Below are 23,663 nucleotides of genomic sequence, written 5' to 3' on the forward strand. Positions count from 1 at the left end.
ACGCCATGAGTACGGACCTGCCCGTGCTCGCCGAGTTCGAGCTGATCGACCGCATCCGGAGCCGGCTCGCGCACCGCGACGACGTAGTGCTCGGCATCGGCGACGATGGCGCGATCGTGCAGCCGCCTGCAGGCCAGCAGCTCGTCATCGCCATGGACACGCTCAACAGTGGCGTGCATTTCCCGCATGCCACGCCGGTCGACGCGATCGGCTGGAAAGCGCTGGCGGTGAACCTGTCGGACCTGGCCGCGATGGGTGCACAGCCGGCCTGGTGCACGCTTTCGCTGTCGTTGCCGCAGGCCGACGCGGCGTGGATGGACGCGTTTCTCGACGGGTTCCTTGCGCTGGCGCGAATGCACGATGTGGCACTGATCGGCGGCGATACGACACGCGGGCCGCTTTCGATCAGCGTGGCCGTGCACGGGTTCGTCCGGCGGGACGCCGCGTTGCGTCGCGCCGCCGCCCGGCCCGGTGACGAGGTCTGGGTGAGCGGCACGCTCGGCGATGCGGCGGGCGCGCTGGCGTTGCTGGGCGCCACGCCGCTCGAGCCCGCAGCATCGGCGCCAACTGGCGACGCCGCTACCCTCGGCGAACTGCAGGTGCGGCTCGACCGGCCGACGCCACGGGTCGCGCTCGGCCGCGAGCTTGCGGCCTTGGCCCACGCATGTATCGACGTGTCGGATGGGTTGCTCGCCGACCTTGCGCATATCGCTTGCGCCAGCGCGGTCGCAATTGAAATCGAGCTATCTGCATTGCCGGCCTCGGACGCGCTGCGGGCGACCTTCGACAGCGAGCGCGTCAGCGAGCTGCAGGCGACCGGCGGTGATGATTACGAGCTGTGCTTCACGGCGCCGGCTGCAAACGCCGAACGCATCGCACAGCTTGCCGCGTCATGTGACGTGCGATTGACGCGGATCGGCCGGGTGGAGGCCGGTGCCGGCGTGCGCGCAGTCGACGCGGCGGGCCGCGTGTGGGAACCGGCGCGCACGGGCTATGCGCACTTCGCGTAAGCCCTGCGCCTCTGCGCACTCGATCAGCCGCACGCCGTCCTAACGCGTGGTGCCAAGCACCGTGTCTACGCGCTCGCGCAACGCCGGCAGCACTTCGTCCTCGAACCATGGATTCACTTTGAACCAGCCCACGTTGCGCGGGCTCGGGTGCGGCAGCGGCAGGTAGCGCGGCATGTACTCGGTCCAGGCACGCACCGTTTCGGTCAGCGTGCGCTTGCGCTGCGCGCCGAGAAAGTACGCCTGCGCGTACTGCCCGATGAGCAGGGTCAGTTCGACGCCGGGCAGCAGCGGGAGCAGGCGGGGGTGCCAGGTTTGTCCACATTCGCGACGCGGCGGTGCGTCCCCGGATCCGGCCCGACCCGGATAGCAGAATCCCATCGGCACGATCGCAACCGATGCAGCGTCGTAGAACGTGGCCTCGTCGATGCGAAGCCAGTCGCGCAGGCGTTCGCCACTCGCATCCGTCCATGGCACGCCGCTCGCGTGCACGCGCGTTCCGGGCGCCTGCCCAACGATCAGCAGGCGCGCGGTCGGCGATGCCTGCAGCACGGGTCGGGGGCCGAGCGGCAGGTGCGCTTCGCAGAGGCGACAGGCACGGATATCGCCGAGCAGGGCATCGAGACGTTCGGGCATCCGGCAAAGATGCGGGCGAACGCGTCGGGAACAAAGCCGCGATTGCAACGGATGGGGTGACAGTAGGTAGCGCTGCTTTCCTCAGGCCCGCAGGTGGCGTCGGGCCGGCGTCCACAACCGTCGATTCCGGCCCTACGGCAGCAGCTTGCCCGGATTGAGGATTCCATCCGGGTCGAACACACCCTTGAGCTGACGCATCAGGTCGAGCGTGGGCGCGGTCACCGCCTGCGGCATGAACTCGCGCTTGGCCAGGCCGATGCCGTGCTCGCCCGACAGCGTGCCGCCGAGCGACAGCGTCAGCGCGAACACGCGCGAAAGTGCTGCTTGGGCGCGCTGCGACTGCCCGGCATCGGCCGGGTCGAAGAGCAGGTTCACGTGCAGGTTGCCGTTTCCGGCGTGTCCGAAGCAGACAATCGGCAGGGCCGCTTCGCGGGCGATCGCCTGCACGCCGTCGACGAGCGCGGGAATGCGCGAAACGGGCACGACCACGTCCTCGTTGATCTTGCCGGGCGCGAGCGTGCGCAACGCCGGCGACAGGGCCTTGCGCGCCGCCCAGAGCTTCTCCCGCGCGGCGGGGTCGGCGGCATCGTCGAGCATTACCAGCCCTTCGCCCGCGGCTGCCTGCATCAGGGCCTGGATCTCGTGCGGCAGCGTCTGCGGATCGCCATCGGCTTCGATCATCAGCAGCGCGCCGGCGTCGGCAGGCAGGTCGGCGCCGCCGACATCACGCGCCAGCCGCACCGCATGCGCGTCCATGAACTCGAGCATCGACGGCGTAGCCGGTTGCGCCATCAGCCGTGCGACCGCCGCCGCTGCGCTCGAGACATCGCGGTACACCGCCCTCAACGCGCGCCGCGCGCCCGGGGCGGGCGTGAGTCGCAGGCTGGCTTCGACGATCAGGGCCAGCGTGCCCTCGCTGCCGACCAGCAGGCGGTGCAGGTCGTAGCCGGTCGAGCCCTTGGTCGTTGCAGTGCCGCAGACGATGAGCTCGCCGGCGCCAGTCACGGCGGTCAGCGCGAGCACGTTGTCGCGGCTGGCGCCGTACTTGACCGCGCGCGGTCCGCCGGCATTGCAGGCCAAGTTGCCGCCGACCGTGCTGAACGCGGCGCTGGTCGGATCCGGCGGCCAAAACAGGCCGTGCGGCGCGAGTGCGGCCTGCAGGTCGCCGTTGAGCACGCCGGGCTCGACGATCGCGCAGCGGTCGCCGGGGCGCATCTCCACGATGCGGTTCATGCGCTCGAGCGACACCACGACGCCGCCGGCCACGGGGACCGAGGCGCCGGTCGTGTTCGTGCCGCGACCGCGCGCCACGACCGGCACGCGGTGCACGCGGCAGGCACGCACGAGCGCAAGCACCTGCTCGCGCGTGCGCGGCAGGGCGACCGCATCGGGCAGCGCCTGCCGGCGGGAGTTGTCGTAACCGTAGGTCAGGCGCTCGTTCGCATCGGTGCGCCAACCGTCGCCGAGCAGCGTCGACAGTTCAGCGGCCAAGCGGGCCGGAAGGGGCGAGTTCATGACTTGGCGCGCGGGCGCCGCAGGCGCAGCGCAAGCGTGGCCGCGATGAGTGGCAGCCACACCCAGAGCATCTCCGAGGCCATCACCACCGCGCCGCGCCGGCTGAAGAAGCCCGCGCCGATCGGGGAGACCTCGATCGGCCGCCACGGCGCGAATACCCGTGCGCCGTCGACCGGCCACCACAACGCGACGCCCAGGCCGCCGTCGGTGAACGCATCCAACAGCGGATGGCTGGCGGCCGAAAGCGCGATCCACGCGGCCGCACGTATCCGTGGCGCGCGCACGAGCGGAGCCGCGAGCGCGGCAAGCAGGCCGAGCGCCGCGGCAAATGCCAGCGAGTGGCTGGCGCCGCGGTGGCCGAACGCATCGGCATATGGAATGCCCAGCATGAACGCGATCACGTCCGCGTCCGGCAGCATCGCAACGACCGCGCCGGCAGCCAGCAGCCGTGGTGGGATGCGGGCGGCCCCTAGCGCCGCGCCGAGCGCGAGCGGCACCAGACCGTGGGTGATGATCGTCGGCACGGGTCAGACGTCATCGGCGCGGAACGCGTCGCGCAGCCAGTTCAGGCGTGGCGACGCCGGGTCACCATCGGCCTCGACCACGTCGAAGCGGCAGGGCGCATTCGCATAACGGCGGTGCGCGAGCAGGAACAGCTGCGCGGCCCGCACGATCTTGCGGCGCTTGCGGCCGTCGATCGATGCGGCCCCGCCGCCAAAGCCCGAGCTTGCGCGGTAGCGCACTTCGACGAACACCAGCGTTGCGCCGCCGCGGGTCTGCGGGTCGAGCATTACGAGGTCGAGCTCGCCGAGCCGGTAGTTCGCATTCGCGGCGACTGGTTCCAGCCCAGCGGCGAGCAGGTGCGCGCAGGCGGCGGCCTCGACCGCCGAGCCACGCGCGCGGCAGTCAACCGCGGCCGGCATCCGACAGCGGGACCGGATTGCCGCCGCTGAAGGTCGACCAGGCAGGGGTGCGCTGCACGTTGCCGAAGCCATCGACGCGCAGCACGCCGGTGGCGCCTTCGACGCGCCCGTCTGAGGCAAGTGCCAGATGCTCGAGGTAGGCTGTCAGCAGCCAGGCATCGACGCCGAACGCGAACAGCCGCGCGGCCGGTCCGCGCGCGCTCGGCAACCGCTGGCCGACGCTGCCGGCCGAGGGCAGGCCGCGAACGCCGCGGGTGGTCCAGGGCTCGGTCGGGAATGCGATGCCGTCGAGCACACGGTCCTGCTCGGCCTTGCCCGTGCCCGACTGCAGTTGCGAGGTCGCCACGCGCGGGCGGTCGCCGAGCCCGGCGAGCGCGAGCTTCGGCATCAGCGTGCGTGCGGTGCTGCCGCGGGTGGCAAGGAAGACCGCATCGATGCCGCCTTCCTTCTGCGCGAACGGCGCGAAGTCCTCGGTGCTGCCGCTGGCCACGTCGGTGACCGTGCCGCCGCGTTCGGTGAGACGCTCGCGCAGCGCCGCGATCGCGCGACGCTGGGTGTCGTCAGCGCCGCCGATTGCAAGCACGCGCCGTGCGCCGCGCGCGAGCAGGTATTCGGCGGCCGCGAGGCCTTCGTCTTCCGGCGACAGCGAGAAGCTCGCGTTTCCGGCCGGCGGATTCACCGTGCCACGGTTCAGTGCGAGCACCGGCACCGGCAGGTTGCCGCGCTGGAAGACGGCGCTGACTTCCTCGCGGCCGAGCGGCCCGATCACGAAATCGCTGCCGGCCGCGACCGCACGGTCGTATGCACCCATCGCGCCGCCGGCAGTGTCGTAGAACGTGATCTCCGGGCGCCGGCGCTGCTCGCTGTAATACGCAGCCAGCAGGCCGTCGCGCACCGGCGCGGCCGCGACCGCGAGTTCGCCGGTCAGCGGCAGCAGCACGCCCAGCCGCACGGGCGGCCGGTAGCCGTCGCGGTCGGCCGCAGGGCGGTTGCCCGCGTCGAACTTCCATGCCGCGCGGTCGAACGGGCGCGGCAGTGCCAGTCCGCGGCGCAACAGTGCGCGGCCGGCATAGTTGTAGAGCGGGTCGCCCTCGGGCATCGCGGCCGCTGCACGCGCGAGCGCAGCGTTGTCGAGCTGAGACAGCAGGCGCTCGACCTCCGCGTCGTTCGCGTTTCGGGCCGCGCCGCTGAGCTGCTCGCCGGCACGCACGAGTGCGCGGGCTTCGTCGATCTGCTGCGGCTCGCGGACGCTCGCGGGCGGCTCGCCGGCCTGCTGCGGTGCGGTGGTCGCGCAGCCGCCCAGCGCGGCGGCAAGCACTGCAATCGCGCAGATCCGGTGCAGTCGCCTGCGGGAAGTGGCGGACGTTGTCATCGCAAGGCTCATCAGGGGCAGGCGCCGCAAGCGCGGCGTTTCCGGGGGACCGGGTAGGATTCTACCCGGCCCCCTAGTGTGAGCACGATGCAAACCACCGGCACGCTGCACGTCGTCGCGACCCCGATCGGCAATCTCGGCGACCTTTCCCCGCGTGCACTCGAAGTGCTGGGCTCGGTGAGCGCGGTCTGCGCCGAGGACACCCGCCATACCCGGCAGTTGCTCGCGCATTTCGGGCTCGAGCGGCCGCTGGTTGCGCTGCATCAGCACAATGAGGACGCACAGGCGGCGCAGCTCATCACCCGTCTGCAGGCCGGCGAATCGCTCGCGCTCGTGTCCGATGCCGGCACGCCGCTGGTCAGCGACCCGGGGTTCCGGTTCGTGCGCGCCGCGCGCGAGGCCGGCGTGCGAGTGTCACCCGTGCCCGGCGCCTGTGCCGCGATCGCGGCGCTGAGCGTGGCCGGGCTGGCATCGGACCGGTTCGCGTTCGAAGGCTTCCTGCCGGCAAAGACCGGTGCGCGCCGCGAGCGCCTCGCCCGGCTCGCGTCGGAGACGCGCACGCTGCTGTTCTACGAAGCCGCGCACCGGATCGACGAAACGCTCGAGGACATGGCCGCCGCGTTCGGGCCCGCCCGCCACGCAGTGCTCGCGCGCGAGCTCACCAAGCTGTTCGAAACCGTGCTGGACGGGCCGCTGGAAGCCCTGCTCGCTCAGGTGCGCGCTGACCCGAATCAGCGGCGGGGAGAATTCGTGCTGGTGATCGACGGCGCCGGTGACGATGCCGAAGCGCGCACCACCGAAGGCAGGCGCCTGTACGCGAAGCTTATTGAGCACCTGCCGCCATCGACCGCGGCGAAGCTCGCCGCCGAGCTCAGCGGGGCACCGCGCAAGGCGTTGTACGGCGGCGGCTGAGACGGGCGCGCCAAGGTGGTACGCCCGTTTCCGTCACAGGTGACGGAGTAGGTTGCACTCGTTCATCTGTTCCATGTTTGCCGCGTCATTGACACACTCGAAATCCTTTCGCGTATAGGTTTCACCGGCGGCGCAGGCATCGAGCACGACCTTGCGGTGTGAAGCGTCTTCCACCTCAGCCATGTCGACTCCGACTCCCGCCGTAACAAGTTGATTCATGCGGTCGTTGAGCTGGCTGCATTCGGCAGCGCTAAGCGCGGGCCCGTCTGCAGCCTCACTCTGGCAGCCGGCCAGGCCGGCTGCGACCAGCAGCCATGCGGTCAAATGAACTCTCATCCCCTGTTCCCCTTGATCAGCCCGGTACGGGCTTCGCATTGTGCGTCCGGCTTGCGGAGCATGAACAGGGGGAGGGCGTGCGAGAATAGCTGTTGGCGGAGTCGGCCAGGCAGTCGCGTCATTCGAAAGAATGCCGAGGAAAGTCCGGGCTCCACAGGGCACGGTGCCAGGTAACGCCTGGGCGGCGCGAGCCGACGGAAAGTGCAACAGAGAGCAGACCGCCGAACGGTCCTGTCGTTGTGGGGTGCTTGTCGAACGAAGGTTCGAGCAAGTGGCTCCGCACTGCCGAAAGGCGGAGGCAGGATGCGTGGCAAGGGTGAAACGGTGCGGTAAGAGCGCACCGCGAATCCGGCAACGGATCGGCACGGCAAACCCCACCGGGAGCAAGACCAAATAGGGAGACGATGCCGCGGCCCGCGGTGTCTCCGGGTAGGTTGCTTGAGCGCTGCGGTGACGCAGGGCCTAGAGGAATGACTGCCCACGACAGAACCCGGCTTATCGGCCGGCTCCGCCACTTTTCTTCCCGACCGACCCCGTGCACGCAATCGGGATGCCTGTGCCCTGCGCATCGGGGCGCGCGCTCCGGGGCCGCCAGCGGGAGGCGCCCGCCGTCCCCTGAAGGGCCTGAGCAACCGGCTTTTCGAGCGCAAAGCTCAGCCATATCAGCGACTTATGGTCGCGTTTCACAGAACCCTAAAGACCCTACCTGAATGCTCGAGTCTCAAAATATGAGACGAAACAAGAGGTAGTGGATAAGTCTTGAATAAGACTGTGAAGTGTCTCGTAAACCCTTGACTTCATTGGTGAAATTTATCCGCCAAAGTTGTTGACAACGTTGTAGAGCCTGCCTAAGGTGGGCACCTGAGGGGAAACCGGGTTTTTTGTGGTTTTCGGTGGCTGAAGCTCATCCTACCCGGCGGGCTTCGGCAGGGTGAACCGTCCGTAGAGGCGGACTACCAAAGGTGCTCCATGTTCCAGGGCGAAACCGCCATCACGATCGACGACAAGGGCCGGCTGGCGGTGCCCACCGCCTACCGTGACCTCGTCGCGCGTGAATGTGGCAATCGCCTGGTCATCGCCTACAACCCGTTCGAGTCCGGCAGCCTCTACATCTACCCGCAGCAGGTCTGGGAGCGCGTGCGCGACCAGGTCAATGCACTGCCCAAGGCCAAGGCCGTCAACCGCAGCATGCAACTCAAGCTGGTCGGCGCCGCCGCCCAGGTCGAGCTCGACGGCAACGGCCGTATCAGCATTCCCGCCAGCCACCGCTCCGCGGTCGGCATCGAAAAAAAGGCAGTGCTGCTGGGCATGGGCGACAAATTCGAACTCTGGAGCGAGCAGGCGCACCACGCGCAGATCCGTCAGACCATCTCTGACGCCGATCTGACCGAGGAGCTGCTCGACCTGCAGCTGTGATGGCGGGTGGCCACGGGGCCGATGCGGCACCCGGCCACCTTCCGGTGATGTACGCGCAGGTGCTCGATGCACTGCGCGTGCAGGGGGATGGCACGTATCTGGATGGCACGTTCGGGCGCGGCGGTCACGCGCGCGGCGTGCTTGGTCAACTCGGGCCCGGGGGCCGGCTGCTGCTGATGGACAAGGATCCCGAAGCGATCGCGGTCGCCGAGCGCGAGTTCGCGGCCGATCCGCGCGTGTCGATCTTCCGTGGCAGCTTCGCGCAACTCGCGCACTGGGACGCCACCCAGGGTGGGCTCGACGGCGTGCTGCTCGACCTTGGTGTGTCGTCGCCGCAGCTCGACGTGGCCGCGCGCGGTTTCAGCTTCGGCAAGGACGGCCCGCTTGACATGCGCATGGATCCGGACAGCGGTGAAAGCGCGGCCCAGTGGCTCGCGCGCGCCGATGATCGCGAGATCGCCGATGTGCTCTGGCGCTACGGCGAGGAACGCATGAGCCGCAAGATCGCGCGCGCCATCGTCGCGCGTCGCGACGAGCAGCCGCTCGTGCGCACCGCCCAGCTCGCCGACTTGATCGCTTCGGTGATGCCGCGCGGCAAGGAAAAAATCCATCCCGCCACGCGCAGCTTCCAGGCCATCCGCATCTTCATCAATCGCGAACTGGCCGACCTCGAAGCCGGGCTCGAGGCGGCATACGCGCGCCTCAACGCAGGCGGGCGCCTTGCGGTGATCAGCTTCCATTCGCTCGAAGACCGCATCGTCAAGCAGTTCTTCGCACAGCATTCGAAGGCGCCGCCCGGCGACCGCCGCATGCCGGTGGAGCAGTCGTTCACGCCGACGCTGCGCACGCTGGGCGGCGCGGAAAAGGCCGATGAGGCCGAGCTTGCGGTGAACCCGCGCGCACGCAGCGCCGTGCTCCGTGTGGCTGAAAAGCTGCCGGTGCAGGAGGCCGCATGACGCTGCGCATCGTGCTCGCCGTGCTCGTGGTCGCGAACGTCGTCAGCGCGCTCGCGGTCGTCTACGCGCGCCACCAGCATCGCCAGTTGTTCGTGCATCTGAGCCGGCTCGAGAAGGCGCGTGACGAGCTCAACATCGAGTTCGGCCGGTTGCAGCTCGAACAAGCCACGTGGGCCGAGAGCAACCGCATCGACCAGGTCGCGCGCGACCGTCTTGGCATGAAATTTCCTGAAGGCGCCGAAACCGTGGTGATCCGCCCATGAGCAGCCGCGGCCCGGACCGCCCTCGCGGCCGCCCCACGGAAGGGCGCCCGTCGATCAAGTCGCTGTTCAACGGCGGCGAGCCCGCACGGGTGCGCGGTCGCGCACAGTTCAACCTGCGCAAGCGGTTGGCGCTGGTCGTCGGCACGCTCGGGCTGTGCTCGGTCGCGTTGATCGGTCGCGCGCTCGACCTGCAGGTGATCAGCAACGAGTTCTACCGCGAGCAGGGCGACGCACGCGCGCTGCGCGACATCCCGATCCCGACCTCGCGCGGCATGATCACCGACCGCAACGGCGAGCCGCTCGCGGTGTCGACGCCGGTCGAGTCGGTCTGGGGCAACCCGCAGGAACTGCTCAAGCATCCGCAGCGGCTGCCCGAGCTTGCGCAAGCACTCGGCACGCCGGCCGACGAACTCGCCCGCAAGCTCAGCCAGCGGGCCGACAAGGAGTTCTTCTACCTCAAGCGTCGGATCAACCCGGACGAAGCGCAGGCGATCCTCGCCCACAAGATTCCGGGCGTTTTCAGCCAGCGCGAATACCGTCGCTTCTATCCCCAGGGCGAGGCACTCGCGCACGTGCTGGGCTTTACGAATATCGACGACCGCGGTCAGGAAGGGCTCGAGTTGGCGTTCGACGACTGGCTGCGCGGCAAGCCAGGCAGCAAGCGCGTGATCCGCGACGGCGCCGGCCGCATCGTCGAAAGCGTCGATCTGGTCAGCGCGGCGCAGCCCGGCGGCGACCTCACGCTCACGATCGACCGGCGCATCCAGTTCCTCGCCCATCGCGAACTGCGCAACGCGCTGCAGCGCACCGGCGCGAACGCGGGCTCGGCGGTCGTGCTCGACGTCGAGACCGGCGAAGTGCTCGCAATGGCGAACCTGCCGACCTACAACCCGAACGCGGTCGCCTCGACGCCGGTCGACCACCGCCGCAACCGGGCCGTGACCGACGTGATCGAGCCAGGCTCGACGATGAAGCCGCTCACGGTCGCGGCCGGGCTCGAGGCCGGCGTGATCACGCCGACGACGCTGTTCAACACGAATCCGGGCTGGATCGCGAACGGCCGCTACCGCACCACCGACCACCACAATTACGGCGTGCTCGACACCACGGGCGTGATCCAGAAGAGCTCGAACGTCGCCTCGGCGATGATCGTGCACAAGCTCGAGGACCGCTTCTTCTTCGATTTCCTCGCCCGCTTCGGCTACGGCCGCAAGCCCGGCAGCGGATTTCCCGGCGAGTCCTCGGGCGTGCTCGCGCCGCCGGAGAAGTGGTGGGGTACGACCAAGCAGGGCATGTCGTACGGCTACGGCCTGTCGGCGACGCCGCTGCAGATTGCGATGGCCTATGCCGCACTTGCGAACGGCGGCCGCCTGCTGACGCCCACGTTCGTCAAAGGCGAGCGCAGCGAAGAGCGCCAGGTGCTCGATCCGGCAATCGCTGCGCATGTGATGGCGATGATGCGCACCGTCACCCAGACGGGCGGCACGGCCACGCAGGGCGCGATCCTCGGCTACCACGTTGCCGGCAAGACCGGCACCGCACGCAAGTTCAATGCAAGCGGCGGCTATTCACGGCGCTACGTGTCGTTCTTCGCCGGTGTCGTGCCGGTCGCGAACCCGCGCTTTTCGATGGTGGTCGTCGTGAATGACCCCGATCCTGCAAAGGGCTACTTCGGCGGCCTCGTGTCGGCGCCCGTGTTCAAGAACGTCATGGAAGGCGCGCTGCGGTTGATGGACGTCGCCCCGGACGACATCGATACCTGGCTGGCCGCGCAGGCCGAGGCTGAAGCGAAGCGGCTCAAGGCGAACGGCGGCAAGCCCGTCGCGGGCGCACCGGTGCTGCCGGTGACGGCGACCGCGCGCGTGACGACCGCAACCGCAGTGTTGCCGGCGTTGCCGGCGCCCGTGCCGGAGGCCGCACCGTGAGCCCGGCAATGCGCCTGAGCGAACTGCTGCCCGATCTCGAAGGCATCGCCGCCGATCTGTCGATCAGCGGCCTGGTGCAGGACAGCCGTGAGCTGCGCGCAGGCGACGCATTCGTCGCGATCGAAGGCTTCGGTCGGCACGGTCTTGCGTTCGCCCAGCAGGCACGCGACGCAGGCGCCGCCGCGGTGCTGTTCGAGCCGCCCGCACCGGCGGACCTGCCGGCGCCCGCCGACGCGGTGCCGGTGCCGAACCTGCGCGCACGCCTGGGCGAGATCGCGGACCTGTTCCACGGTCGGGTGACCGAGGCGATGACCGTCGTCGGCGTCACCGGCACGAACGGCAAGACCTCGACGGTGCAGCTGCTCGCGCAGGCCTGGAGCCTGCAGGACACCTGCGCCGGCACGGTCGGCACGCTCGGCGCGGGGCTCTACGGCCAGACGACGCCGACCGGTTTCACGACGCCGCTCGTGCTGCGCCTGCACGCGCTGCTGGCCGAGCTGCACGACGCCGGTGCACAGGCAGTGGCGATGGAAGTCAGTTCGCACGCGCTCGACCAGGGTCGCGTCGATGGTGTGCACTTCGACGTTGCAGTGTTCACCAACCTCACGCGCGACCACCTCGATTACCACGGCGACATGGCTGCCTACGGTGCCGCGAAGGCGCGCCTGTTCGCGTGGCCGGGGCTGCGTGCGGCCGCGATCAACCTCGACGATGCATTCGGGCGCGAGCTGCATGCCTCGCTGCCGGCCTCGGTGCACGGCATCGGCCTGAGTTCGCGCGGTGCCGACGGCGCGGCGCTGCGCGCGGAAAACCTGCGCCTCGATGCTTCCGGAATCGCGTTCGACCTTGTGACCGACGCATCGCGGCACGCGGTGCAGTCGCGCCTGCTTGGCCGGTTCAATGTCGATAACCTGCTCGCCGTCGCCGGCGCGCTGCTTGCGCTCGACCAGCCGCTCGAACGCATTGCGCAGACGCTGTCGCAGCTGCAGCCGATCCATGGCCGCATGAACCGCCTAGGGGGCGAAGGTGCCCAGCCGCTCGTCGTCGTCGATTACGCACACACGCCCGACGCGCTTGAACAGGCGCTGTCGTCGCTGCGTGCGCATGTGCGTGGTGAACTGGTGTGCGTGTTCGGCTGCGGTGGCGAACGCGACCGCGGCAAGCGGCCGCAGATGGCTGCGATCGCCGAGCGGTTGGCCGAGCGCGTGATCGTCACCGACGACAACCCGCGCTGCGAATCGGGCGATGCGATCGTTGCCGACATCCTGGAAGGCTTCCGGGAACGTGCCGCCGTCACCGTCGAGCGCGACCGCGGCGTAGCGATCGCGACCGCGATCGCGCATGCCGGCCCCAACGACGTCGTGCTGATTGCCGGCAAGGGACACGAGCCCTACCAGGAGGTCGACGGCGTGCAGCACCCGTTCGACGACACCCGCATTGCCCAGGCAGCGCTGGAGACCAAGCCGTGAAGTCGATGCCTCTGTCCGAAATCGCCGCCGCCACCACCGGCCGCCTGGTCGGGCCGGACCGCAGCGTCGATGCAGTCGTGACCGACACGCGTACGCTGTCGCCCGACACCGCGGGCGGCGCGCTGTTCGTCGCGCTCAAGGGCGAGCGTTTCGACGGGCACGATCATGTCGCGGCCGCGGCCGCTGCCGGTGTCGGCGCAGCGCTGGTGTCGCGCGAAGTCGACGTGCCGATCGCGCAGGTCGTGGTCGCCGATACCGAGCGCGCGCTCGCCGAGTTGGCCGCGTCCGTGCAGCGCAAGCGGGCCACCCGCGTGGTCGCGATCACCGGCAGCAACGGCAAGACCAGCGTCAAGACGCTCGTGCTGTCGATCCTGCAATGCGCCGGGCGCGCGTACGCGAACCCCGGCAACCGCAACAACGAGATCGGCCTGCCGCTCGCGGTGCTCGATGCGCCCGAGGACGCCGAGTACGCGGTGTACGAGATGGGCGCCGGTAAGCCCGGCGACATCGCCTACCTGACCGCGATCGCGCGCCCGGACGCGGCGATCGTCAACAACGTGGCCGCGGCCCACCTCGAGCGCATGGGCAGCCTGCTCGGCGTGGCCGAGACCAAGGGCGCGATCTACGACGACCTCGCCGAAGACACCGGCGTCGCGGTCATCAACGCGGACGATGCGTTCGCTCCATATTTCACCGCCCGCGCCCGCGGTCGCCGGCAGCTGCGGTTCGGCCTGGAATCGGATGCGGACGTCACCGCGCGCGCGATCCAGCCGACCGTCGACGGCTCGCAGTTCACGCTGGCCACGCCGCAGGGCGAGGCCGACGTGGCCCTGGCACTGCCGGGACGACACAACGTGCTCAATGCGCTCGCGGCCGCTTCGCTCGCACTCGGCCTCGGCGTTTCGCTCAACGCGGTGGCGCAGGGGCTCAACGCCGCGCAGCCGGTGGCCGGACGCCTCATCACGCACCGGCTGTCGAACGGCGCGGTGCTGATCGACGACAGTTACAACGCGAACCCCGGCTCGCTGGCCGCGGCGATCGACACGTTGGCGGCCGCCGGTGGCGAGCGCTGGCTGGTACTCGGCGACATGCGCGAGCTCGGCGCCGACGCCCAGGCGCTGCATGCCGACGCCGGCGCACGCGCCAAGGCCGCCGGCATCGGTCGGCTCTACACGCTCGGCCCGCTGAGTGCGGCCGCCACCGAAGCCTTTGGCGCCGGTGCGCTGCATTTTGAAAGCCACGATGCGCTTGCGCGCGCGCTGGGCGCCGAGCTGCGCGAAGGGACGCGCGTGCTCGTGAAAGGATCGCGCGGAAGCGCGATGGATCGCATCGTGACCGCGCTGCTGGCCGGGGATGCCAGCAGCGCCGTCGAAGGACGTACCAATGCTTCTTGAGCTTTTCCGCTGGCTCGAACAGCTGCAGAGCCTGTTCGGGCTGTTCGGCTACCTCACGTTCCGCGGCATCCTCAGCGCGCTGACCGCGCTCGCGTTGTCGTTGTGGTGGGGCCCGGCCGTAATCCGCCGACTCGGCCAGCTCAAGGGCGGCCAGCCGATCCGCACCGACGGTCCGCAGTCGCACTTCTCGAAGGCCGGCACGCCGACCATGGGCGGCGCGCTGATCCTGCTGACGATCGTCGCATCGGTGCTGCTGTGGGGCGATCTGCGCAACAAATACGTGTGGCTGGTGCTGGCGGTGATGCTCGGCTGCGGGGCGATCGGCTGGTGGGACGACTGGATCAAGATCGTCAAACGCGATCCGAACGGCATGCGTTCGCGAACCAAATACCTATTGCAGTCGGTGATCGGCCTCGGCGCCGGTCTTTTCCTGTATCTGACGGCCGACGTGCAATCGGCGACCACGCTCTACATCCCGTTCTTCAAGAACGTCGCGCTGCCGCTGGTTGGCGTGGGTGGCGTGATCTTCTTCCTTGCGATCGCATACCTGTGGATCGTCGGGTTCTCGAACGCGGTCAACCTCACCGACGGGCTGGACGGCCTGGCGATCATGCCGACCGTCCTGGTCGCGTGCGCACTCGGCGTATTCGCGTACGCATCGGGTCACGCGGTGTTCTCGACCTACCTGCAGATTCCGCAGGTGCCGGGCGCGGGTGAGCTGGTGATCATCTGCGCGGCGATCGCGGGCGCAGGCCTCGGCTTTCTGTGGTTCAACACCTATCCCGCGATGGTGTTCATGGGCGACATCGGCGCGCTCGCGCTCGGCGCCGTGCTCGGCACGATCGCGGTGATCGTGCGGCAGGAGCTGGTGCTGGTGATCATGGGCGGCATCTTCGTCGTCGAAACGCTCTCGGTGATGATCCAGGTCGCAAGCTTCAAGCTCACCGGCAAGCGTGTGTTCCGCATGGCGCCGATCCACCACCATTTCGAGCTCAAGGGCTGGCCCGAGCCGCGCGTGATCGTGCGCTTCTGGATCATCTCGGTCGTGCTCGTGCTCGTCGGTCTCGCGACGTTGAAGGTGCGCTGATGGAACTCTCCGCCCGCCAGGCTACCCGCCTCGACGCGATCCGCGGCCGTTTCGACGGCTGGCTGATCGCGCTCGCCGGCGCGCTCGCGTGCCTGGGCGTGATCATGGTCGGCTCGGCCGGCATCTCGGTCGGCGAAAACCAGGGCGTCGGCGAGTTCTACTACCTCAGCCGCCACGTCGTGTTCCTCATCGTCGGCATCGGCCTCGGCGTGTGGATGATGGGCACGCCACTGAAGACGATCGAGCAGCACAGCCAGTGGCTGCTGCTCGCATGCTTCGTGCTGCTGCTGGTGGTGTTCATCCCCGGCCTGGGCAAAAGCGTCAACGGCGCGCGCCGCTGGATCAACCTCGGCGTGTCGAACTTCCAGGCGGTCGAGGCGGTCAAGCTGCTCTACATCGTCTGGCTCGCGAGCTACCTCAAGCGTTACAGCGAGGAGGTCACGGCGACCTGGGGCGCGATGCTCAAGCCGCTCGGCGTCGCGGTCGCGCTGGTCGTGACGCTGATGATGCAGCCGGATTTCGGTTCCTCCTCCCTGCTGCTCGCGATCACCGCGGGCATGCTCGTGCTCGGCGGCGTCAACATGCCGCGCATGTTCGGCCCGGTGCTGGTGCTGCTGCCCGCGCTTGCTGCCGTGGTCATTACCGAACCGTACCGCATGCGGCGCATCACCTCGTTCCTCGATCCGTTCAAGGATCCGTTCGGCGAGGGCTACCAGCTGTCGAACGCGTTGATGGCGGTCGGTCGCGGCGAGTGGTTCGGCGTTGGCCTCGGCAGCTCGGTGCAGAAGCTGTCCTACCTGCCCGAAGCGCACACCGATTTCATCATGGCCGTGATCGCCGAGGAGCTCGGTTTCGCCGGTGTCTGCCTCGTCGTCGCATTGTTCGCCGGCCTCGTCGGCCGCGCGTTCTGGATCGGCCTGCAGTGCGTGGAGATGCGCCGTCATTTCGCGGGCTATTGCGCGTTCGGTATCGCGCTGTGGATCGGCCTGCAGAGCTTCGTGTCGATCGGCGTGAACCTTGGTTTGCTGCCGACCAAGGGCCTGACGCTGCCGCTGATCTCCTCGGGCGGGTCGAGCGTGCTGATGACCTGCATGGCCCTCGGCCTGCTGCTGCGCGTCTCGTACGAGCTCGACCGTGCGCGCCGGCAGGTCGCCCGTGCCCGCGGTGCAGTCGAGCCGGCGCAGGCCGCGCCGCCGGCATCCAACGGCGCAACGAAAACAAAGCCATCGCTGGCGCCTGCACGCCCGGCCGCGAGCGTGACCCCGCTGGTGCCGGCCGCCGCCCGCGGCACCAGCCGCCTGCGCGAGCGCGTCGAGCCGACGTTCGGGAGGACCGCATGAGCCCCAGCCCGATGCGTCCCGTGCTGATCCTCGCCGGTGGCACCGGTGGCCACATCTTCCCGGGCCTTGCGGTCGCGCATGCGCTGCGCGAGCGCGGCGCGCCGGTGCGCTGGCTCGGCGCCGACGGCGGCATGGAAACGCGACTGGTGCCGCAGCACGGGATCGAGATCGACACGATTCCGGTACGCGGCGTGCGCGGCAAAGGCTTTACCACGCTGCTTGCGGCGCCGCTCAAGGTGATGCGCGCTGTCGCGGTCGCACGTCAGGTGCTGCAGGCCGTACGCCCGTCGGCGGTTGTGAGCTTCGGTGGCTTCGCGGCCGGACCGGGCGGCATCGCCGCCCGCCTGGCAGGCGTGCCGCTGATCGTCCATGAGCAGAACCGCGCGCCCGGCATGACCAACCGCGTGCTCGCGCGCACGGCCGTGCGGGTGCTGACCGGTTTCCCCGATACGTTCGCGCGGATCGCGACGGGCGTACAGGAAGAAGTCGTCGGCAATCCCGTCCGCACCGAGATCGCCGCGATCGCGCCGCCGGAGTCGCGCTTCGCCGGCAGGCAGGGCCCGCTGCGCATCCTCGTGCTCGGTGGCAGCCAAGGCGCGCGCGCGCTCAATGCCGCGGTGCCGGCTGCGATTGCGGCGCTACGTGACACTGCCACGTTCGAAGTCCGCCATCAGTGCGGTGAGAAGATGCTGGAAGACGCACGCCGCGCGTATGCCGACGCTGGTGTCGACGCATCGGTCGAGCCCTTCATCGGCGACATGGCCGCGGCCTACGCATGGGCGGATCTGGTGATCTGCCGCGCCGGCGCGCTGACGCTGGCCGAAGTCTGCGCTGCAGGCGTGGGTAGCGTGCTGGTGCCGTTCCCGGCGGCGGTCGATGACCACCAGACCAAGAACGCGAACTACCTCGTCGAACGCGGCGCCGCCGTACTGCTTCCGCAGACGGATGATCTCGCGCCGCGCGTCGTCGACACGCTGCGCCGGCTGTCCGGCCGCGCCGAACTGCTGACGCTCGCGCAGGCCGCGCGGGCGATCGCCAAACCTGACGCCGCCCGCCACGTCGCGGGCATCGTCCTCGAATACACGGGCGCCGCAGCGGCCCGCACGGAGCCCGCGGCATGAACACTGTCCTGCGTGAACGCCTGCGCGAAGCCAGTCGCCTCGCCACACCGGCCGCGGTCAACGGCACGCGTGTTCACTTCGTCGGCGTCGGCGGCACCGGCATGAGCGGTATCGCCGAGGTGATGTGCACGCTCGGCTATCGCGTCTCGGGCTCGGACATGGCCGACAACGCGGTCACGCGCCGGCTTGCCTCGCTCGGCATCGACGTTCGCCGCGGCCATTCCAGCGAGAACGTGCGGGGCGCCGACTGCGTCGTCGTGTCGAGCGCGATCAAGCGCGACAACCCCGAGCTGATCGAGGCCCGTGCGGAGCGCATTCCGGTCGTGCCGCGCGCGGAAATGCTTGCCGAGCTGATGCGCTTCAAGCGCGGCATCGCCATTGCGGGCACGCATGGCAAGACCACGACGACCTCGCTGACTGCGAGCGTGCTCGGTGAAGGTGGACTCGACCCGACGTTCGTGATCGGTGGCCAGCTGCTCGCGGCCGGTGCGAACGCGCGGCTCGGCACCGGTCAATGGCTGGTGGCCGAGGCCGACGAGAGCGACGGCAGCTTCCTGCGCCTGAATCCGCAGGTGGCAGTGGTCACCAACATCGACGCCGACCATCTGGAAAACTACGGCGGCGATTTCGCGAAGGTGCGGGCCGCGTTTGACGAGTTCCTGCACAGGCTGCCGTTCTATGGCCTCGCGGTGCTGTGCATCGACGATGCCGAGGTTGCCGCGCTTGCCGCGAATGCCTCACGCCACGTGATGACCTACGGATTCTCCGAGCAGGCCGACGTGCGCGCTGAAGACGTGAGCCAGCAGGGCGCGCGCATGCATTTCACGCTGCGTCTGCCCGACGGCACGCGCTGCCCGGTGACACTCGCGCTGCCTGGCCGCCATAACGTGCAGAACGCGCTCGCCGCGGCCGCGGTCGGCTGGGAGCTCGGCGTCGAGCCCGCGAAGATCGCGCACGCGCTGGAGAACTTCGCGGGCATCGGCCGTCGCTTCAACCTGCTCGCGCAGGTGCCGCTGCGTGACGGTGGCAGCGCGACGGTTGTCGACGACTACGGCCACCACCCGAAGGAGCTCGAGGCGGTGTTCGCCGCTGCGCGTGGCGGCTGGCCTGACAAACGCCTGGTCGCGGCATTCCAGCCGCACCGCTACAGCCGTACGCGCGACCTGTTCGATGATTTCGCCGCGGTGCTGTCGTCGGTCGATGCACTCGTGCTGACCGAGGTCTACCCGGCCGGTGAAGCACCGATTGCCGGCGCCGATGCGAAGTCGCTCGCACGCGCGATCCGTGCCCGCGGCCGCATCGATCCGGTCGTGGTCGGCGGCGCGGGCGACCTGCGCGCCGTGCTGCCCGACGTACTGCACGACGGCGACCTGCTGCTCGTGATGGGCGCCGGCGACATCGGTCATGCGGCGCAGCAGATCGCGGTCCACGGATTCACGGGAGAAACCAAGTGACGCTTCAGTTCCAGTCCCCGCGCGTCAGCGATCCGGCCGTATTCGGCCGCGTTGCCGTGCTGATGGGCGGCACCAGTTCCGAACGCGAGGTCTCGCTCGATTCGGGCCGCAACGTGCTCGAGGCGCTGCGCGCGCGTGGCGTCGATGCATTCGCGGTCGACGGCATTCCCGCGCTGCTCGAGGCGATCCGTGGCGGCAAGGTCGACCGCGTCTTCAACATCCTCCACGGCAACAAGGGCGGTGGCGAGGATGGGGTGCTGCAGGGTCTCTGCGAGGCGCTGCAGGTGCCTTACACCGGTTCGGACGTGCTCGGCTCGGCGCTGAGCATGGACAAGATCCGCACCAAGCAGGTCTGGCTGAGTTTGGGCCTGCCGACGCCGCGCTACGTGCGCCTGGGCAAGGGCGCGGATGTGCACGCGGCGGCGCGCGAGCTGGGCCTGCCGGTGATCGTCAAGCCCTCCTGTGAAGGCTCGAGCGTGGGTGTGTCGCGCGTGCACGACGATGCCGGGCTCGATACCGCGGTCGAACTCGCCGCGCGCTATCCCGGCGAGCTGCTGATGGAGCAGCTCGTCGTCGGTGACGAGCTCACGGTCGCGGTGCTCGCCGACGGCGACGCGCATCGCGCGCTGCCGTCGATCCGCATCGTGCCCAAGGGCGAGTGGTACGACTACAACGCCAAGTACATCGCCGAGGACACGCAGTATCTCTGCCCGGGCCTCGATGGCGCCGACGAAATCGAAATCCGCCGCATCGCGCTGGCTGCGTTCGTCGCGGCCGGCTGTCGCGGCTGGGGCCGCGTCGATGTCATGCGTGATCGCGAAAGCGGCAGGTTCTACCTGCTCGAGGTCAACACCGCGCCGGGCATGACCAGCCATTCCCTGGTGCCGAAGGCGGCGCGCGAAGTCGGCGTCGAGTTCGAGGAATTGTGCTGGCGCGTGCTCGAATCCAGCCTCGGGGCTGATCGCGGGTGATTGCGGTCCTGCGCCTGTTGGGTTGGCTGCTTGCGGTCGCGCTCGTCGCGCTGCCGGTCGTTGCCGTGCTCAACGGCTGGATCGGCGCCGGGCGCTGGCCGCTGACGAAGCTGCGCGCCACCGGCGAGTTCGAGCGTGTCGACACCGCATTGCTGCGTCGCACGCTGCTTCCGTATGCACGCAGTGGCTTCTTCGCGGTGGACCTCGACGCCGCGCAGGTTGCGGTTGCGAAGCTGCCGTGGGTCGAGCATGCCGAAGTGCGCAAGCGCTGGCCGGACGTGCTCGAAGTCCGCGTAACCGAACACCGTCCATTCGCGCGTTGGGGGCGTGATCGCGTGTTGTCCGAGCAGGGGCGCCTGTTTGCAGCCAAAGGAGTCGACCTGCCACCGGGGCTGCCGCATTTCAGCGGTCCCACCACGCGCATCAGCGACGTCGTCGCGCTGTACAACGATGCCACCGCATTGTTCGCGCCGACCGGCATGCCGGTGCGCGTTGTCGAGCTGGACGCGCGCGGCAGCTGGACGCTCGCGCTCGACAACGGCACCGAGGTGGTCGTCGGCCGCAACGAGGCGCGCGCGCGTATGGCCCGGTTCGTACGGCTGATGCCGCAACTCGTTGCGCAACCCACCCAGCGGCTCGTGCGCGCGGACCTGCGCTACACGAACGGTTTCGCGCTGTCGTGGCAGCCGGTGCCCGCCGCCGAGCGACCCCTGAATCCAACCCCGTCGCCGGCCGCGGCGGTTCCCCGCTCTCAAGGACAGACATGAACCGCAAGGGCGACAAGTCGCTGATCGTCGGACTCGATATCGGCACCTCCAAGGTGGTGGCGCTGGTCGGCGAGTATTCGCCCGACAACAGCCGCGCGGGCACCCCGATCGAGGTGATCGGCATCGGTTCGCACGAGTCGCGCGGCCTGCGCCGCGGCGTCGTGGTCGATATCGAATCGACCGTGCAGTCGATCCAGCGTGCGATCGAGGAAGCCGAGCTCATGGCCGGTTGCGAGATCCGCTCGGTCTATGCATCGATCTCGGGCAACCACATCCAGTGCCGCAACTCGCAGGGCATCGCACCGATCCGCGAAGGCGAGGTCACGTTCGCCGACCTCGACCGTGTGCTCGATGCCGCCAAGGCGGTCGCGATTCCGGCTGACCAGAAGATCCTGCACGCAATCCCGCGCGACTACGTGCTCGACGATTCGCAGGAAGGCATCCGCAATCCGATCGGCATGACCGGCGTGCGCCTGGAAGTGCATGCGCACCTGGTGATCGGCGCGCAGTCGGCTGCCGCGAACATCACCAAGTGCGTGCAGAAGTGCGGCCTGCACGTCGACAATCTCGTGCTGGGCGTGCTCGCCTCGAGCCAGGCCGTGCTCACCGCCGACGAGCGCGAACTCGGCGTCGTGCTCGTCGACATCGGCGCGGGCACGACCGACATCGCGGTGTTCGTGCAGGGCGCGATCGCGCATACCGCGAGCCTGCCGATCGCCGGCGACAAGGTCACCGAGGACATCGCGCACATGCTGCGCACGCCGACACCGGAAGCCGAGCAGATCAAGGTCCGCTACGCCTGCGCGCTGGCGCAGATGGCGACGGCGGAAGAGTCGATCCAGGTGCCGAGCGTCGGCGACCGGCCCCCGCGCCGGATGCCGCGCGCGTCACTCGCGCAGGCGGTGCAGGCGCGTTACGAGGAAATCTTCGAGATGGTGCAGGCCGAACTGCGCCGCTCGGGCTTCGAGCAGCACGTGCGCGCCGGCATGGTGCTCACCGGCGGTGCTTCGAAGATGGAAGGCGTCGTCGAGCTTGCCGAGGAAATGCTGCAGATGCCGGTGCGTGTCGGCATCCCGCAGCACGTCACCGGCCTCGGCGAAGTGGTCGGCAACCCGGTGCATGCCACCGGCGTCGGCCTGCTGCTGATGGGCAGCCAGATCGAACACCCGCGGAGGCCGACCCTGTCGGCCGGTCGCGCGGGCACGCTGCTCGGCCGGTTGAAGAACTGGTACCGCGGCGAGTTCTGAGCATCAGCCGCGGCAGCGGAATCAGGAACAAGCGAACAAGCGAACAAGCGAACAAGCGAACAAGCGAACAAGCGAACAAGCAACAACGCAGGTGATGGGGCGGGGGCGGAAAATTTTGCAGGGCAGGCAGTAACAGCGGTAACGGTCATCAAAAACAGCAACTCATAACCAATAAAGCCGGCGGCGGAACGCGGCATCGGTCGGAAGGCAGGTTTCCGGCTAGACCCCGCTTCCGAATCCCGGCACCCAAGAGGACACGGACATGGCGCATTTCGAACTCGTAGAAAAGATGGCTCCCAACGCGGTGATCAAGGTCATCGGCGTCGGCGGCGGCGGTGGCAACGCGGTCGCCCACATGGTCAACGGCAGCGTGGACGGGGTGGAATTCATCACCGCGAACACCGACTCGCAGGCGATCAAGAACTGCGGCGCGAAACTGCAGCTGCAGCTCGGCAGCAACGTCACGAAGGGCCTCGGCGCCGGCGCGAACCCGGAAGTCGGCCGCCAAGCCGCGCTCGAGGACCGCGAGCGCATCATGGATGCACTGCAGGGCGCGGACATGGTGTTCATCACCGCCGGCATGGGCGGCGGCACCGGCACCGGCGCGGCACCGGTCGTCGCGCAGCTCGCAAAGGAAATGGGCATCCTCACGGTGGCCGTGGTCACCAAGCCGTTCCCGTTCGAAGGCCGCCGCCGCATGCAGGTCGCGCTCAAGGGCATCGAGGAGCTGTCGCACCACTGCGACTCGCTGATTACGATCCCGAACGAAAAGCTCATCACCGTGCTCGGCCGCAACGCGACGATGATCCAGGCGTTCCGCGCCGCGAACGACGTGCTGCTCGGCGCCGTGCAGGGCATCGCTGACCTCATCGTGCGTCCGGGCCTGATCAACGTCGACTTCGCCGACGTGCGCACCGTGATGAGCGAGATGGGCCTGGCGATGATGGGCACGGGCGCCGCACGTGGCGATGACCGCGCGCAGGCCGCCGCAGAAGCCGCGATCCAGAACCCGCTGCTCGACGACGTCAACCTGTCGGGCGCGAACGGCATCCTCGTCAACATCACCGCCGGTCCGGACTTCACGATGGCCGAGTTCGACGAGGTCGGTCGTACGGTCGAGCAGTTCGCATCGGAAGACGCGACCGTCGTGATCGGCACCGTGCTCGATCCGGACATGCAGGACGAAGTGCGCGTCACCGTCGTGGCAACGGGCCTCAACCGCGCGGTCGCGCGTCAGGGCCGCCCCGAGCGCGAGTCGCAGCGTGCGCCGATCCAGCTGGTGCGCGATGGCACGACCGGCATGCCAATCGGCGGCACGGCCGATGCGTACAGCGCGCCGCAGGCACCGAGCTTCAGCCACGGTCTGCGCAGCGGTTCGGCGCGCACCGCGTCCGAGCCCGCGTCGACGCCGGCCGTGGCCGACTTCGGTGGCAGCGACAGCTACCTCGACATCCCGGCGTTCCTACGCCGGCAGGCCGACTGACCGTTCAGCCATGTCCTCCAGCGCCCGGAAACGGGCGCCTTGGGCCGGCGGGTGCAACGTCCCCGCCGG

Annotated in this window: 22 protein-coding genes and 1 other RNA gene; 17 read left to right on the forward strand and 6 right to left on the reverse strand. The window is 69.1% G+C overall.

Annotated elements, in window-relative coordinates:
- The first annotated feature begins 5 nt into the window (after window positions 1-5).
- Window positions 6-1,010: a thiamine-phosphate kinase gene (thiL, locus tag ACFFGH_RS03595; RefSeq protein WP_386664885.1), complete on the forward strand. Its 1,005-nt coding sequence runs from the start codon at window positions 6-8 to the stop codon at window positions 1,008-1,010.
- 39 nt (window positions 1,011-1,049) lie between these two features.
- Here thiL and ACFFGH_RS03600 read toward each other — a convergent pair whose 3' ends face one another.
- The 5 genes from ACFFGH_RS03600 to ACFFGH_RS03620 all read right to left on the reverse strand — a co-directional run bounded on the left by ACFFGH_RS03600 (window position 1,050) and on the right by ACFFGH_RS03620 (window position 5,453).
- Complete coding sequence (locus ACFFGH_RS03600; RefSeq protein ID WP_386664886.1) at window positions 1,050-1,643, reverse strand: uracil-DNA glycosylase family protein; 594 nt, start codon at window positions 1,641-1,643, stop codon at window positions 1,050-1,052.
- 132 nt (window positions 1,644-1,775) lie between these two features.
- Window positions 1,776-3,158: an FAD-binding oxidoreductase gene (locus tag ACFFGH_RS03605; protein ID WP_386664888.1), complete on the reverse strand. Its 1,383-nt coding sequence runs from the start codon at window positions 3,156-3,158 to the stop codon at window positions 1,776-1,778.
- Window positions 3,155-3,682 (reverse strand): metal-dependent hydrolase, encoded by a 528-nt coding sequence (locus ACFFGH_RS03610; protein WP_386664890.1) that lies wholly within the window; start codon window positions 3,680-3,682, stop codon window positions 3,155-3,157. The genes ACFFGH_RS03605 and ACFFGH_RS03610 overlap by 4 nt, the downstream gene beginning before the upstream one ends.
- Window positions 3,683-3,685: 3 nt before the next feature.
- Window positions 3,686-4,081: a YraN family protein gene (locus ACFFGH_RS03615; protein WP_386664892.1), complete on the reverse strand. Its 396-nt coding sequence runs from the start codon at window positions 4,079-4,081 to the stop codon at window positions 3,686-3,688.
- Window positions 4,065-5,453, reverse strand: a complete 1,389-nt coding sequence (locus ACFFGH_RS03620; RefSeq protein ID WP_386664894.1) for a penicillin-binding protein activator — start codon at window positions 5,451-5,453, stop codon at window positions 4,065-4,067. The genes ACFFGH_RS03615 and ACFFGH_RS03620 overlap by 17 nt, the downstream gene beginning before the upstream one ends.
- Window positions 5,454-5,540: 87 nt before the next feature.
- Between ACFFGH_RS03620 and rsmI the strand changes: the two genes are divergently transcribed.
- A complete protein-coding gene (gene rsmI / locus ACFFGH_RS03625) occupies window positions 5,541-6,365 on the forward strand; it encodes a 16S rRNA (cytidine(1402)-2'-O)-methyltransferase (protein WP_386664896.1) in 825 nt (274 codons plus the stop codon).
- A 33-nt stretch (window positions 6,366-6,398) separates the two neighbouring features.
- On the opposite strand, the gene ACFFGH_RS03630 is transcribed toward rsmI, so the two are convergent.
- Window positions 6,399-6,689, reverse strand: a complete 291-nt coding sequence (locus ACFFGH_RS03630; RefSeq protein ID WP_386664898.1) for a hypothetical protein — start codon at window positions 6,687-6,689, stop codon at window positions 6,399-6,401.
- 109 nt (window positions 6,690-6,798) lie between these two features.
- On the opposite strand from ACFFGH_RS03630, the gene rnpB reads away from it, so the two are divergent.
- The 15 genes from rnpB (at window position 6,799) to ftsZ (ending at window position 23,594) form a co-directional block, all read left to right on the forward strand.
- Window positions 6,799-7,215: RNase P RNA component class A (rnpB, locus tag ACFFGH_RS03635), an RNA gene on the forward strand.
- Window positions 7,216-7,670: 455 nt separating this feature from the next.
- Window positions 7,671-8,117, forward strand: coding sequence for a division/cell wall cluster transcriptional repressor MraZ (mraZ, locus tag ACFFGH_RS03640; RefSeq protein WP_386664900.1), 447 nt, complete (start codon window positions 7,671-7,673; stop codon window positions 8,115-8,117).
- The gene (rsmH, locus tag ACFFGH_RS03645) at window positions 8,117-9,073 is read left to right on the forward strand and encodes a 16S rRNA (cytosine(1402)-N(4))-methyltransferase RsmH (RefSeq protein ID WP_386664901.1); all 957 of its coding nucleotides are present in this window, start codon (window positions 8,117-8,119) and stop codon (window positions 9,071-9,073) included. Before mraZ ends, rsmH begins: the two co-directional genes overlap by 1 nt.
- Window positions 9,070-9,336: a cell division protein FtsL gene (gene ftsL / locus ACFFGH_RS03650; RefSeq protein ID WP_386664902.1), complete on the forward strand. Its 267-nt coding sequence runs from the start codon at window positions 9,070-9,072 to the stop codon at window positions 9,334-9,336. Before rsmH ends, ftsL begins: the two co-directional genes overlap by 4 nt.
- Window positions 9,333-11,261, forward strand: a complete 1,929-nt coding sequence (locus ACFFGH_RS03655) for a peptidoglycan D,D-transpeptidase FtsI family protein (protein ID WP_386664904.1) — start codon at window positions 9,333-9,335, stop codon at window positions 11,259-11,261. The genes ftsL and ACFFGH_RS03655 overlap by 4 nt, the downstream gene beginning before the upstream one ends.
- Complete coding sequence (locus tag ACFFGH_RS03660; RefSeq protein ID WP_386664906.1) at window positions 11,258-12,730, forward strand: UDP-N-acetylmuramoyl-L-alanyl-D-glutamate--2,6-diaminopimelate ligase; 1,473 nt, start codon at window positions 11,258-11,260, stop codon at window positions 12,728-12,730. Before ACFFGH_RS03655 ends, ACFFGH_RS03660 begins: the two co-directional genes overlap by 4 nt.
- Window positions 12,727-14,124, forward strand: coding sequence for a UDP-N-acetylmuramoyl-tripeptide--D-alanyl-D-alanine ligase (locus ACFFGH_RS03665; RefSeq protein ID WP_386664907.1), 1,398 nt, complete (start codon window positions 12,727-12,729; stop codon window positions 14,122-14,124). Before ACFFGH_RS03660 ends, ACFFGH_RS03665 begins: the two co-directional genes overlap by 4 nt.
- Window positions 14,114-15,211 (forward strand): phospho-N-acetylmuramoyl-pentapeptide-transferase, encoded by a 1,098-nt coding sequence (gene mraY / locus ACFFGH_RS03670; RefSeq protein ID WP_386664909.1) that lies wholly within the window; start codon window positions 14,114-14,116, stop codon window positions 15,209-15,211. The genes ACFFGH_RS03665 and mraY overlap by 11 nt, the downstream gene beginning before the upstream one ends.
- Complete coding sequence (gene ftsW, locus ACFFGH_RS03675; RefSeq protein ID WP_386664911.1) at window positions 15,211-16,551, forward strand: putative lipid II flippase FtsW; 1,341 nt, start codon at window positions 15,211-15,213, stop codon at window positions 16,549-16,551. Before mraY ends, ftsW begins: the two co-directional genes overlap by 1 nt.
- A complete protein-coding gene (murG, locus tag ACFFGH_RS03680; protein ID WP_386664912.1) occupies window positions 16,548-17,672 on the forward strand; it encodes an undecaprenyldiphospho-muramoylpentapeptide beta-N-acetylglucosaminyltransferase in 1,125 nt (374 codons plus the stop codon). The genes ftsW and murG overlap by 4 nt, the downstream gene beginning before the upstream one ends.
- Window positions 17,669-19,126 carry a UDP-N-acetylmuramate--L-alanine ligase gene (gene murC, locus ACFFGH_RS03685; RefSeq protein WP_386664913.1) on the forward strand — a complete coding sequence of 486 codons (1,458 nt, stop codon included), beginning with the start codon at window positions 17,669-17,671 and terminating at the stop codon, window positions 19,124-19,126. The genes murG and murC overlap by 4 nt, the downstream gene beginning before the upstream one ends.
- Complete coding sequence (locus ACFFGH_RS03690) at window positions 19,123-20,097, forward strand: D-alanine--D-alanine ligase (protein WP_386664914.1); 975 nt, start codon at window positions 19,123-19,125, stop codon at window positions 20,095-20,097. Before murC ends, ACFFGH_RS03690 begins: the two co-directional genes overlap by 4 nt.
- Entirely contained in the window at window positions 20,094-20,864 is a 771-nt protein-coding gene (locus ACFFGH_RS03695) for a cell division protein FtsQ/DivIB (protein WP_386664916.1), read from the forward strand. The genes ACFFGH_RS03690 and ACFFGH_RS03695 overlap by 4 nt, the downstream gene beginning before the upstream one ends.
- Window positions 20,861-22,111, forward strand: coding sequence for a cell division protein FtsA (gene ftsA, locus ACFFGH_RS03700; protein WP_386664917.1), 1,251 nt, complete (start codon window positions 20,861-20,863; stop codon window positions 22,109-22,111). The genes ACFFGH_RS03695 and ftsA overlap by 4 nt, the downstream gene beginning before the upstream one ends.
- 262 nt (window positions 22,112-22,373) lie before the next feature.
- The gene (ftsZ, locus tag ACFFGH_RS03705) at window positions 22,374-23,594 is read left to right on the forward strand and encodes a cell division protein FtsZ (protein WP_386664918.1); all 1,221 of its coding nucleotides are present in this window, start codon (window positions 22,374-22,376) and stop codon (window positions 23,592-23,594) included.
- The last annotated feature ends 69 nt before the right edge of the window (window positions 23,595-23,663 follow it).

The organism is Lysobacter korlensis (genome assembly GCF_042434515.1).